At 40.6% G+C, this 13,283-nt stretch carries 10 protein-coding genes; 1 reads left to right on the top strand and 9 read right to left on the bottom strand.

Translation table 11 applies throughout. From position 1 onward, the window contains the following. The first annotated feature begins 5 nt into the window (after positions 1-5). Positions 6-860, top strand: a complete 855-nt coding sequence (locus AO498_RS05380) for a pirin family protein (protein ID WP_067550266.1) — start codon at positions 6-8, stop codon at positions 858-860. A 317-nt stretch (positions 861-1,177) separates the two neighbouring features. Here AO498_RS05380 and AO498_RS05370 read toward each other — a convergent pair whose 3' ends face one another. The 9 genes from AO498_RS05370 to AO498_RS05330 form a co-directional block, all read right to left on the bottom strand. Beyond that, positions 1,178-1,711 (bottom strand): DUF2589 domain-containing protein, encoded by a 534-nt coding sequence (locus AO498_RS05370; RefSeq protein ID WP_067544532.1) that lies wholly within the window; start codon positions 1,709-1,711, stop codon positions 1,178-1,180. 11 nt (positions 1,712-1,722) lie between these two features. Beyond that, the gene (locus AO498_RS05365; protein WP_067544530.1) at positions 1,723-2,874 is read right to left on the bottom strand and encodes a hypothetical protein; all 1,152 of its coding nucleotides are present in this window, start codon (positions 2,872-2,874) and stop codon (positions 1,723-1,725) included. A gap of 36 nt (positions 2,875-2,910) precedes the next feature. Continuing rightward, positions 2,911-3,558, bottom strand: coding sequence for a DUF2589 domain-containing protein (locus tag AO498_RS05360; protein ID WP_067544528.1), 648 nt, complete (start codon positions 3,556-3,558; stop codon positions 2,911-2,913). Between the two features lie 180 nt (positions 3,559-3,738). Beyond that, entirely contained in the window at positions 3,739-4,512 is a 774-nt protein-coding gene (locus tag AO498_RS05355; protein ID WP_067544526.1) for a Rossmann-like and DUF2520 domain-containing protein, read from the bottom strand. 82 nt (positions 4,513-4,594) lie between these two features. Then, complete coding sequence (lpdA, locus tag AO498_RS05350; RefSeq protein ID WP_067544523.1) at positions 4,595-5,992, bottom strand: dihydrolipoyl dehydrogenase; 1,398 nt, start codon at positions 5,990-5,992, stop codon at positions 4,595-4,597. Between the two features lie 116 nt (positions 5,993-6,108). After that, entirely contained in the window at positions 6,109-7,626 is a 1,518-nt protein-coding gene (gene odhB / locus AO498_RS05345; protein WP_067544521.1) for a 2-oxoglutarate dehydrogenase complex dihydrolipoyllysine-residue succinyltransferase, read from the bottom strand. Positions 7,627-7,730: 104 nt separating this feature from the next. After that, the gene (locus tag AO498_RS05340) at positions 7,731-10,520 is read right to left on the bottom strand and encodes a 2-oxoglutarate dehydrogenase E1 component (RefSeq protein ID WP_067544518.1); all 2,790 of its coding nucleotides are present in this window, start codon (positions 10,518-10,520) and stop codon (positions 7,731-7,733) included. A gap of 151 nt (positions 10,521-10,671) precedes the next feature. Continuing rightward, positions 10,672-11,604: a hypothetical protein gene (locus AO498_RS05335; RefSeq protein ID WP_067544516.1), complete on the bottom strand. Its 933-nt coding sequence runs from the start codon at positions 11,602-11,604 to the stop codon at positions 10,672-10,674. Positions 11,605-11,622: 18 nt separating this feature from the next. Then, positions 11,623-13,275: a SusD/RagB family nutrient-binding outer membrane lipoprotein gene (locus AO498_RS05330; protein WP_067544514.1), complete on the bottom strand. Its 1,653-nt coding sequence runs from the start codon at positions 13,273-13,275 to the stop codon at positions 11,623-11,625. Positions 13,276-13,283 lie beyond the last annotated feature (8 nt).

Below are 13,283 nucleotides of genomic sequence, written 5' to 3'. Positions count from 1 at the left end.
ATGAAATGAGAAAAATCAAGCGAATTCATCAGGCTGAATACCGACCAATTGCAGATTTAATCACATACAGTCCTCTACCAACTCGGTCACTTCAGCAAATCGATCCTTTTATATTTCTTAATCACCACGGATTCCAAACTTACCCGAAAGGAAACCAAGGTTTACCTTTTGGGCCCCATCCCCATCGCGGGATGGAAACGCTAACTTTTATCCTCGAAGGAGACATTATGCACATGGATTCATCGGGACATGAATCTGTAATCGGTCCTGGAGGAGTGCAATATATGACGGCAGGAAAAGGGCTAATCCATGCTGAAATTTCAAGTAAAGCATTTAAGCAAAACGGAGGAGATCTTGAAATTCTTCAGCTTTGGATCAATCTCCCCGCAGCAAAAAAAATGATTGCTCCCAATTACATTGGACTTCAGAAAGACCAAATCCCTTCTTTTGAACTGGATAGTGGAAGGGTAAAAGTTCAACAACTTTTTGGACAGTGGAACGGAGTAGATGGAGCCTTTGAAGGAAATATTCCTTTATCTATGAGCACGATTTACCTGAAAAAAGACGGGAAGTTTGAAAAGGAAATCCCTACTTCGGAAAACATCTTTTTCTATATCGTCAGAGGAAAGCTAAAAGTCAATGAAGAATTGGTCAACTTCCGGAATTTGGTAGAATTTGAAAATTCAAATGGAATAATTCAGGTAGAAGCCTCGGAAGATGCAGTTTTGATCCTTGGACATGCAGAGCCAATTAATGAACCAATGGTCGCTCAAGGTCCTTTTGTCATGAATACACAACAGCAGATATACGAGGCCTATCAGGATTATCAAGCAGGTAAATTTGGGACTTGGAATTTCTAAAGATCAGACTTTTGCATCTTTTCTAACTTTAGAGGCTTCCTCTAGGCCATTTTGTAGTTTTCTCAAAGATTCAAGGGCAGATTGAGAATGTTCCACATCAACGGTTAATTCCAAGCCACAAGTGGGGCAATTTAAAGGTTCAAGATTCACCAAATTTTGAATACTAACTACCATGCGAGTTCCACACTCCGGGCAATTTAAGCCCGGAGTCCTGGAAATTTCAACCGCAGGGGTTGCCTCTTTGACGGGTTCAGATTTATTTTTCTCTGAACTGAATAAATTTTTCCACCAGTTTAGTATTGAGTTGATCCAGCTCATTATTCTTTTTTTGAATTATCTAAAATACTTAGCAACTGGACCATTCCAATGGTAGGCTCAGCTTGCTCCATGGTGATTTTTACATTCATATTCCCCGAAATTGAATTGCCCGTATTTGAACTCTGAGGAAGCGGTTTTTTAGCAAAGAGCGCCTTAAGTCGTAAAGGTTGTGCAACTCCAAAGGCTTGGTTTGACTTAGAATTTGATCCTCCAGTTGAAGTTTCTTCAGGCTGAGTGATCGCCAAGTCCAATTCAATTACTGCCTGAGCAACTCTCAAAGTAGGAATGGGAACAATAGTCAAAAGGGGAACAGTGATAGAAGCGGTTTGTGCACTTCCGTCGGCATTTTGTCTTAGATAAGAAAAGGAAATATTTTTGATGGATCCAAAATCAGGATCAATCGCATCTGTATCCTTAGTGAAGCCGACTTCTTTGATAAAATCAGCCGTGGCCCTTGCCGCAATAGCCTCTGCCTGCACAACCGCTGCCATTGGCGCACCAAGGAGATCTGAAATAAATTTTGGAGTAATCATACAGTCAAAAATTATAGAACCGACTTTTGACCATCATCTTGGACCATGGTAAAGTCATTTCCAGTTAAAGTAAACTTGATGGTCGATACGGTTTCAGGCTTTACCTGCTTTAATTTTTCCGACTCTACAGTCAGCTTTAAAGAAGTCACTTTAGATTCATTCAAAATCTTCTCAACTCCAACTCGGAAATCGGTTAGCTTATTTCGAAGAATAGTTTGTGAAATCCCCAAAAGTGTATCGTCTTCCTTCAAGTTAACCGAGGGTTCTGGAGTAGAGGTAGGTCTAGTTCCTGCTCCTATTGGTCTACCTCCCAACCAAGTTGGTCTAACCAAAATTGGCTTATTTAAAACCACACTTTTCTCCTTGATCACACTTTCAAAAAAGACCTTTGGCTGACTTGAACCCACCTTTTGGCTTTCCATGGTCAGAACTATTTCCTGGTTACCCAATTTTGCTTTGGCCATATCCGTCTTTGAGAGTGCATCTCGCTTCACTTCACCGAGTTCCAATTTATTTGAAAGTATTGCAGAATTCAGCGATTTGGCAAGGTTAAGCGCCGTCTTGTCATCTGGAAAATCAGTCTGAATTTTAAAATCAACGGCCCCTGATTTATCCAATCCAATGACTTGATATTCACCTGTGGACTTTGGAACTGCCGCTACCGTCTCTGATTTGAATGCTAAAGGAAAAAACTCAACCGTACTTTTTTTCAGCTGTTCGGTCACAGATGGCAAATTCCTTATCAAATCTGCTCCCGATGTTACTGACTTAGAAAGACTATCTGAAAGGGTGGCAGCAAAGTTAGATTCCCATTCTTGAGAGGGATAATTGGATCCCAAATCCTTGTAAAGCACATTTGAAGTTACCTCTTTGGCTACATGATTTTTAATTTCATTAGCCGTTTGTTCTGAAAACTTTTGGATAAAATCAGCCAGTCTCCGCTGAGACTGGCTAGATTCTATAGGCTTTTCTTCAACAGTTTCAACGGCATACTTGATTTCCACCTCCAAGTTTGAAATTCCAATCTTTGGAACAGGAAAATAGCGTAGGATATCATCCGAGGCGTATGCTTGCGCCAAATCTCGGGAAGCAAAATCTGCTTTGGATTTGGCCTCGTTGATATCACTTAGGATTGATGCAATGATTTGATTCAATTGGCTCATAGCTTAGTGATTAAGGTCAAAAAATCAACTTAACCATCAAGAGCCACCACCTGCAGCAGGTTTCTCTAAAATCGCTTCTTCCATGATGTTCAACACCTTTGCCAAGCCAGCTGGCATTTCGTCCTGAACAGCTTTGACTTGAATATCAATTGTGTATTGGGTGGAAGTATTCACTTTGTTGCTATTACTGCTACTCCAATTGTTCCGGGTAGACACTTTAGCATTCAAATTGAATTTTACAGGTGACAAAAATCCGCCAGCTTTAAAATTCATAGTGGTATCTGTAGCCACACTTCCGCTACTTGCGCTTGCACTTTTATATTCTTGTTGCTCCGTGATATTTGCGGTAAACTGGATAGTCATTTCTTCAATCCTGATATAGGGGATTGGGACAATAGTCAAAATAGGCACAGTGAGCGATACCTCTTCTTCACCTGGTTCATTTCCAGTTCCGCTTCCGCCAGCAGCTTTCCGCTTGTACTTGAACGTGACGTTTCTAACATCACCCATGTTTTCATCTGCATTCCCATCTTGCTCTTCTGCCGCTCCTTTAAATCCAACTTCTTTGATAAAATTAACCGTCGACTTTGCTGCGAGGGCCTGTGCCTGAATGGCTGCGATCATAGGTCCACCAATAATTCTTCCAAATGGAAGGGACCGAAGGGTTCGATTTACGTAACTCATAAATAAAATTGTTTATAGTGTAAGGAAAAATGAATTTCAAAAACTGGAGGATCTTACTTTAAATAAATCAAATCTTAACTACCTCAATTTAAGGTATTTATAATTGAAAATACAAAATAATTTTGCCAAAAAATTTCGAAACAACTTGAGATTGTAGAAAATAAAAGAGGTAAAGGCCCACTATGAATCGATAATATCTTGCGAAATCAAGCGGTAGATTTCTGCAATTTGATCGTTGTATGCCAAAAATCGATGGTGTTCTTCAAGGGTCTCATAATCCTCTCGAATTGCAGGACCAGTCTGCGCATTCTTTGCTCCTAATTGAAGACTTTTAGATATAGTTTCGATGATCAAGGGTTTAAGCATTTCAAAATCGACCCCTTGTCTCCTCATAATTTCTTCGGCAATTCGAATCATATGATTTGAGAAATTGCTTGCAAATACTGCTGCGACGTGTATTGCTTTTCGGTCCTTTGATCGAACTTGATAACAAAGTGGAGACAGGCTTTTTGCTAGCTTTTTCAACTTTTGAAGCGTGGATTCATCATCTGATTCCACTAAAAATGGCACCTCATCTAAATCCATTTTCCTTCCCTTGGTAAAGGATTGTAGGGGATAGAAAATACCAGTATAAGAGGCCGAACTGTAGCCAAGAATTTCCAAAGGTATGGTTCCAGAAGTATGAACTAGGATACTTTCTTCAGGAAGGATAATCTGGTCGGCCAATTCGGAAATTGCAGAGTCTTTCACTGCCAAAATATAAATCTGCGCATTACTCTCTGAGAAATCCAAATCATCCTTTGCCGATGCACTATACAACCGTTCAGTAATTGAATAAGCTTTACTCAGTTCACGTGCATAAACTTCTGTGATCACATGTCCTGCATCTTCAAGGGCTGGAGCTAAATGCCAAGCCAAATTTCCTGCACCCAAAATGGCGATTTTGAACTTCATGATGGAATTACGCAATTTTTAAAAAAAAGAAAAAGCCATTCCCCTTCGGAGAATGGCTTCATTGATATTAAAAGCTTATTGATCACACATGAAGTGCTCGATTGTCTGTCGCAGCCAAGCAGGCCTCTTTGAAAGCTTCGGTATAAGTAGGGTGCGCATGTGACATTCGAGAAATATCCTCTGCAGAAGCTCGATATTCCATAGCAACAACTGCTTCAGCGATCATATCTGCCGTTCTTGGACCAATCATGTGAACTCCGAGGATCTCATCTGTTTCAGCATCAGCCAGTACCTTTACTAATCCATCCGTATCCATAGACGCTCTAGCACGACCAGAAGCCATGAATGGGAATTTCCCAGCTTTGTACTTAATTCCTTTTTCCTTCAATTGCTCTTCGGTATAACCTACCGATGCCACTTCAGGCCAAGTATATACAACACCTGGGATCAAATTATAATTGATATGTGGCTTTTGACCAGCCAATGTTTCAGCAACAAATACACCTTCTTCTTCAGCTTTATGAGCCAGCATTGCGCCTTTCACCACGTCGCCGATAGCATAGATATTTGGCACATTGGTCTGAAGGTGATCGTTTACTTCTATTTGACCTCTTTCAGTGATTTTCACACCAGCTGCTTCGGCATTTAGGCCGTCGGTATAGGGTCTTCTACCGATAGACACCAACACGTAATCACCGGAGATTTCCACAATTTCACCCTTGCCATTGTCCGCCTTCACGGTCACTTCTTTTCCTTTGTTCTCTACAGAAGTCACTTTGTGTTTTAGGTAAAACTCAAAGCCGATTTTCTTCAGCGATTTTTGAAGCTCTTTACCCATGGTACGGTCCATCGTAGGAATAATGGAATCCATGAATTCAACCACGGAAACCTTCGCTCCCAATCGGGCATACACGGATCCAAGTTCAAGTCCAATTACCCCACCACCGATCACTACCAGATGCTTAGGAATCTCTTTCAAATTCAAAGCTTCCGTGGATGTAATTACGCGGTCTTTATCCAGTTTGATGAAAGGCAAAGAAGATGGCTTTGAGCCAGTTGCGATAATGATATTTTTACCTTGGATTTCAGAGGATGAACCATCTTCCTTGGTGACTTTCACCGTGGTATTGTTCACGAAAGAACCCAGGCCTTGATGAACATCGATTTTGTTCTTTTTCATCAAAAACTGAATCCCATCCGTATTTTGCTTCACTACCTCATTTTTACGGTTGATCATCTGGCCTAAGTTTACCTTCAGGTCCTTCAGTTCTATCCCATGAGTGGTGAAAGTATGAGAAGCGTTGTGATAATGTTCAGAGGAATCCAAAAGGGCTTTGGACGGAATACAACCCACGTTCAAGCAGGTACCACCCAAAGTGGAATATTTTTCAACTAAGGCTGTTTTCATCCCTAATTGTGCGCAACGAATCGCTGCTACATACCCTCCGGGACCGGAGCCAATTACTATAACGTCGTACATTTTTCTTTGATTTTAGAGGCTAAACATCAGCCATAAGACTTAAGCTTCGCTGGTTAAAAAACAGGGCTGAGACAGCTCAGCCCCTCGTATTTCGTAAATCGTAATTCGAAGATGGATTAAACCCCAAACAACAATCTAGTAGGATCCTCAAGCAGTTGCTTCACTCTTACCAAGAAGCTAACGGATTCACGGCCGTCGATGATTCGGTGGTCATAAGAAAGCGCCACGTACATCATTGGAAGAATTTTCACCTCACCGTTTACAGCCATTGGTCTTTCTACAATATTATGCATTCCCAAAATTGCTGATTGAGGAGCATTGATGATTGGAGTAGACATCATGGAACCAAATACCCCACCATTGGTAATGGTGAAGGTTCCACCAGTCATTTCTTCAATAGAAAGTTTATTGTCTCTAGCTTTACCGGCAAGACGGACAATCTCTTTTTCAATTTGATCAAATGACATAGCTTCAGCATTTCTAACCACTGGTACCACCAATCCTTTTGGAGCTGAAACCGCAATTGAAATATCACAGAAATCATTGTACACGATTTCATTCCCATCGATCATAGCATTTACTGCCGGCCACTCTTGAAGTGCCACACAAACGGCTTTAGTAAAGAAGGACATAAAGCCCAATCCTACGCCATGCTTTTCTTTGAATTGATCTTTGTATTTGGATCTTAAATCCATGATTGGCTTCATGTTGACCTCATTGAAAGTGGTCAACATTGCAGTTTCATTTTTCACTGCGACCAATCGTCGAGAAACAGTCTTTCTCAAAGAAGACATTTTTTCTCTTCTCACATTTCTGGATCCAGGAACTACAGGAGCAGCTTCAGCTACTTTAGGATCGGCAGCTGGAGTTGCCTGAGCAACTGGAGTAGGCTTCTGAGCACTCATCGCGTCTTCTTTTGTAATTCTACCATCTTTACCAGAACCGGCTACTGAAGTGGGAGCGATTCCTTTTTCTGCCAAAATTTTAGATGCAGCTGGTGAGGCATGACCAGAAGCATAGTTTGCAGAGGAAGAGCTGGCCTGCGAAGCAGGTGCTGCTGAACTTGCCGGTGCCTCCGCTACAGGAGCTGCATCCGTAACTTCGATTTTGCAAATCATCCCTCCAATTTCCAGTACATCACCTTCTTTAGCAACATGTCTAAGAATACCCGTGGCTTCAGCTGGCAATTCAAAAGTTGCTTTATCTGAATCTACTTCAGCGATGATTTCATCCAAAGTGACAAAATCCCCGTCTTTTTTGATCCAGTTTGCAAGTGTAACTTCTGTGATTGACTCACCGACCGTAGGAACAATCATATCCTTAACCTCACCTGAAGCTGCAGGTTTAACAGCCGAAGGAGTGGAAGGTTGGGAAGATGGAGCAGAGGAACTAGCTTCCGTAGCTTCTTCGATCAAGCAAATCAAGCCTCCGATTTCTACAGTATCTCCTTCTTGCGCCTTAATTCTCAAGATTCCAGAAGCTTCAGAAGGAAATTCAAACGTAGCTTTATCGGATTCTAATTCACATAAGACTTCATCTAATTGAACCAGGTCACCGTCTTTTTTAAACCACTGACCTACTGTCACTTCGGATATTGATTCGCCTACGGTAGGCACTCTCATTTCTTTGCTCATGGTTTTATTTTTTATTCCTCCTTTTAGTAAGGAAGAAGATTTTTACAATTGATTATTTGGGGTAAAAATAACTCAGAGATTAACTCTGAGGCATTGATTTAAGATTAAAGTTTTAACGCTTGGGAAACAATGTTTTTTTGTTCCTCGACGTGAACTTTGTTATATCCGGTAGCTGGAGAAGCACTGGTTTTACGTGCGATCACATTCATAGGAAGGTCTTTGTACAACAATCGAAGAAGGTAATTCCAGTAACCCATGTTTTCAGGCTCTTCTTGAACCCAAACCACCTCAGCGCCTTTATATTGCTTCAGAATCTCTAGAATCTGTTTTTTCGGAAGCGGATGCAGTTGCTCAACTCGAATGATCGCTACATTCTTGATTTTATCTTTCTCACGTGCTTCCTCCAAGTCATAATAAATTTTACCTGTACAAAGAATTACGCGCTTCACGTCCTTAGGAGAAACGGTTGAATCTCCTAAAACCTCTCTGAATCTTCCAGAGGTAAATTCTGACAATGGAGAAACTACTTTTGGATGGCGTAGCAACGATTTAGGAGACATAACCACACAAGGTTTTCTAAACTCCCAAGTCAGCTGTCTTCTCAATAAATGGAAAAAGTTAGAAGGTTCAGTAACATTAGCAACAACCATATTGTACTCAGCAGAGAGTTGCAAGAAACGTTCTGGTCGAGCATTGGAATGCTCCGGTCCTTGACCTTCATATCCATGTGGAAGAAGCATTACAATTCCATTCATTTTTTGCCATTTAGATTCCCCGGAGGAAATAAATTGGTCGATCATGGTTTGTGCACCATTTGCAAAGTCTCCAAATTGACCTTCCCAAATCGTCAAAGAATTCGGATTTGCCATGGCATAACCATACTCAAAACCCAAAACAGCATACTCGGAAAGAAGCGAATTGTAAATATGAAATTGACCCTTTCGTTCCTTCATCTCCTTAAGGGAGTTGTAAGGCTGATTGGTATTTGCATCATGAATTACTGCATGTCTATGAGAAAATGTACCTCTTTGAACATCCTGACCGGTAATTCGAACGGTTTTCCCCTCTAAAAGCAAAGAACCATAAGCCAATAATTCCGCTGCAGCCCAGTTAAGTTCTTTAGATTCAAAGAACATATCTTTTCGCTGCTTCATTTGAACTTCAATCTGCTTGATCGGCTTGAACCCTTTAGGAATGGCGGTTAAAGCTTCAGCCACCTCATTAATAGCTTCCTGTCCAATGCCCGTTTCAGGGGAAACCTCAAAGTCCTCAGGCTTAGATCTTCTAAGTGTACCCCATTCTCTTTCAAACTTAGTCGCTTGATATGGAAGAGGTTTTTCCTTCACCATATTCAAACGATCCTGAAGCAATTGACGAAATTCTTCATCCATCTGGGCTGCGATTTTTGCATCGAAGTCACCGCGCTCGGTTAAGCGTTTTACGTAGATTTCTCTTGGATTCGGATGTTTGGAAATGATATTATAAAGCTCAGGCTGGGTGAATTTAGGCTCATCAGATTCATTATGTCCATGTCTTCTATAGCACACCATATCTACAAAAATGTCCTTGCTGAACTTCTGACGAAACTCAGCAGCTAGTTTCGCAGCAAATACGACCGCTTCTGCATTATCACCATTTACGTGGATGACAGGAGCATCAATGATTTTGGCTACATCTGTGCAATAAATAGAAGTTCTGGCATCATCAAAATCGGTAGTAAAACCAACCTGATTATTAATGACAAAATGGATGGTACCTCCGGTATTGTAACCTTTCAAACCAGCCATCTGAGTCACTTCATAAACAATACCTTGACCTGCTACTGCAGCATCTCCATGAATCAAAATAGGCAAAGCTTTTTTTGCATTTCCTTTATGTTCATGATCAATCTTTGCCCTGATAAATCCTTCTACTACTGGATTTACAGCCTCTAAGTGAGAAGGGTTTGGGGCTAATTTTAGGTGAACTTTATTGCCTTCTGGGGTGACAATGTCAGAAGAATAACCCATGTGGTATTTCACATCACCATCCCCCATGGTCAGATCAGGCTTTGCAGTTCCTTCAAATTCGGAGAAAATTTGTTCATAGGTTTTACCCATAATATTGGCTAGCACATTTAGACGTCCTCTATGCGCCATCCCAATCATCACTTCCTCAACTCCGTTTGAAGCAGAAGTATTAATTACAGCATCCAAGAACGGAATAGTACTTTCACCACCTTCTAGTGAAAAACGTTTTTGTCCTAAATACTTGGTATGAAGAAAATTCTCAAATACAACCGCTTGATTAAGTTTAAATAGAATCCTCTTTTTCTCATCATTAGATGGATTGAAAGCTAAAGCTTCTTTTTCAACTTTGGTTTTAAACCAATCAAGCATTTCTGGGTCTCTGATATAGAGATATTCAAATCCCATCGGACCCTCATAAATGGTCTTTAAAGCTTGAATGATATCTGAAAGTTTTGCTGAACCAATTCCAATTTCAGAACCTGCTTGAAATACCGTGTTCATATCAATTTCACCAAGACCGAAATCTTGTGGATCGATCAACGCCTTACGGTCTCTTCTTTCTCTTACTGGATTGGTCTTAGATCTAAGGTGTGCCCTAGAACGATGCGCATGAATAAGAGCTCTAACCTTTATTTCCTTCGGTAATTGCTCCATATCCATCATGGTGCCTGGAGTAGCTAGAGCTCCATTTTTGACAGAATCATTTGTTGGTAATTTTGAACTACCACTAGTTTCTTCCTGACCATAATTTGCCAAAGCAAAATCAAAACCATCAAAAAATTCTTTCCAGCTTGGGTCTATTGAGGTAGGATCATTTTTGTAAGAAGCATAAAGCTCGTCTATGTATGAGACATGAGCATTCGCTATGTAAGAGAATTTATCCATGGTAATTTTTAGAGGTTAACACAAAGCTAAGCCCTATTGTTTGGATTAAAAAATTGCATATTTGTTTACCCAAATATTTTTTAAAATCAAGGCAATAAAAAAAGGCAATGTCTTACGACATTGCCTTTCTAATATTAAAGATGTTAATCAATTATCTCAAAGATGGCCAAGGCTTTCCTGAGTTAGATTTAACAGCTACAGTACCAAATTCTCCATAAGTATTAACCCACTCAAAGGTCAATACGGAAGCATCAGCACTAATTACAGTCATAGAGTAGCTATCACCGTACTTATCAGTACCTGTCATTGTCAAGCGTCCGCAAGCATCATTGATTCTTACGTTACCACTACCCCAAGAATCAGGGTAACATGCTTGCCAAGCACCAAAAGTACCATCAGATACAGTATAAGATCCTGGGGAAGCTGCTACAGCTGTCCATGTTGTTGAACCTGCAAAGGTTTTTCCGCAGAATGTTTCTAAAGCATCAAAGGAATAAGTACCAGCCAAGTCAGATGGACAGATAACAGAAACTGGGTACTGGAATGGAGAAGCATAGAATGGTGCACCAGCTACGTTAGTAGTAACGTTATCTGAGCTAAATCTTCTTCCAAACTTATCATTCAACACCAATCTGAATTCAAATACATCACCACCTTCAATTCCTGCAGCGGTCAAACCAACAGCAGAAATAGCTTCCAAAGCAGTCACTTCAAAAGAGGTACGCAAGAATCTAGATTCAGAGTTTGGTTGGAAGTCAGAAGCCTGAAGCGTCTTAACCAAAACATCACTCTGAGGAGTATATTGAAGACCCACACCAGGGATCAATCTTCTGTGACGAACACGGATTTCAACCGTCTCAACAGTTTTACCATCTTCGATATCAACAGCTTCCAAAGTCAAAGCAAACTTTGAACTTGCTAAATTGAAGAAGTTAAACGTTGTGCTAGTTCTAGCAATTGTTCTCAAATAAGCACCAGTATCGAATGTTGAGTAAGGAACATTTGGCTCAACAAAATCTCTACAAGAGCTTAGAAATATGAGTGCACTTGCCAATAAGCCGAAACTATATTTTAGCGTTTTCATTGTTTCTAGTTTTTTTGATTAATAAATCCAAGGTGAAGCAGGATTTTTATCCCAGAACACTTGTACCGCAAGACTCTGTTTCTGAACTGCATTGGTATTTGTTACAATGTAGTTGTTTGGATATAGGAATGATCTTACAAATGGTCCTGGAGCTGCTTCCAAAGCAGGCTGCATGTTAGCAGGCTTACCAGTTCTTCTGTAAAGGTTATAAGCTTCCATTCCGTTACCAAATAGAGACAACCAGTATTCTCTACCGATGATGTTCATTTTTGAATCATTGTTAGCTTGAGAATCATATTCAGCAGCAACATAATCCACATAGTTACCTACGTTTCTTGCAAACTGATCATTAGGCTCAAATGCAGTAATTGTCGCACCTTCACCAGCACCTACAGAGAATGTTCTCACATAGTTCATGTGCTTGGTGATACCAGCTGTAAGGTAAGCTTTAGCATCACCAGTAGTTCCCAATGTCAAAGCAGCCTCAGCTAACATAAAATCAACATAGGAAGCCAACATAATTGGATGAATACCAGCCCCTCTAGCTCCTAAGTTAATATTATTCACCGGAGCACCAGAATTGTTATCAAAACGACCACCTGAAGGGAATGTACCATAAGCAGTTCGTTTCAAACCATCTGGTGGAATACCATCTGGATCCAAGTGATCTCTACCCCAATAACCTTTGTTTCCTTCTGGATTACAGTAGGGGTAACCACCTACCAAGTAGTGAGGAGGAGCGATTTGAGATACACATTCTTGCTCATCCACGTTGGTAGTGTTAGTCAATACCTGACGATACATATAATATCTTACTCGTGGATCATCAAATCCTTTTTCTACGGTCAAATGATGCATGTAGTAAGTAGACTGGTAATCACCCCCACCAGCTGTGTACTGACCAGCAAATTTTGGATGTCTAGAATCTGGGTCAGCAGCAGTAGTACCAAAACGGAATACAAAGTCATCACCAGTTCCCAACAAGTTACCACCGGAAACCAAAGCATTAATACCAGCTGTAGAAGCAGCAGCATCTACAAGCTTAGTATTTAGGTAATACTTCAATTTTAAAGTGTTCACCAATTTACCCCAACGCGTATAGTTTCTATTGTAGAAATAATCGTTTGGTGCACCAGAAGTAGCTGCAGTAAAGTGAGCACTTGCTTCATTCAAAAGGGCAAGAGCAGCTGCATAAACTGCTTGACCATTATCAGTCTTAGGATTGAAGTTATCAGCATTCAACGCCTCTGAGAAAGGAACATCACCATAAGTATCAACCAAATCCATCAAAACCATTGCTTTGATCGTCTTAGCAATACCTAAATGTCTTTGGAAGTTTGCCTCCTCTGCCAATGGCAACAGGAAGTTGATATCTGCCAAAATGTTAGCGTAAGCATTTGACCAAGTACCATTTGTAGATACCGCAGTGTAAGCTGATTCATAAAGTGCAGCACCTTGATTGATGATACGAGTTAATCTCGCACCACGATCAGAAATCCCATACCATAAATCTTTATAATCCAACTGGATTCTATTCAAAAGGAAATCAGGAGAAGCTGTAGTGGCGTTAACCGCATTTGGGTTTTCCAACAACTCATCTAATTTCTCATCGCAAGACGTCGCAAAAACCAAAGTCGTCGCTACAGTCAGGCCATATATAAATCTTTTCATCGTCATTT

The sequence above is a fragment of the Algoriphagus sanaruensis genome (genome assembly GCF_001593605.1).
In the GTDB taxonomy this organism is placed as follows: domain Bacteria; phylum Bacteroidota; class Bacteroidia; order Cytophagales; family Cyclobacteriaceae; genus Algoriphagus; species Algoriphagus sanaruensis.
This window is presented reverse-complemented; position numbering and strand designations above follow the sequence as displayed.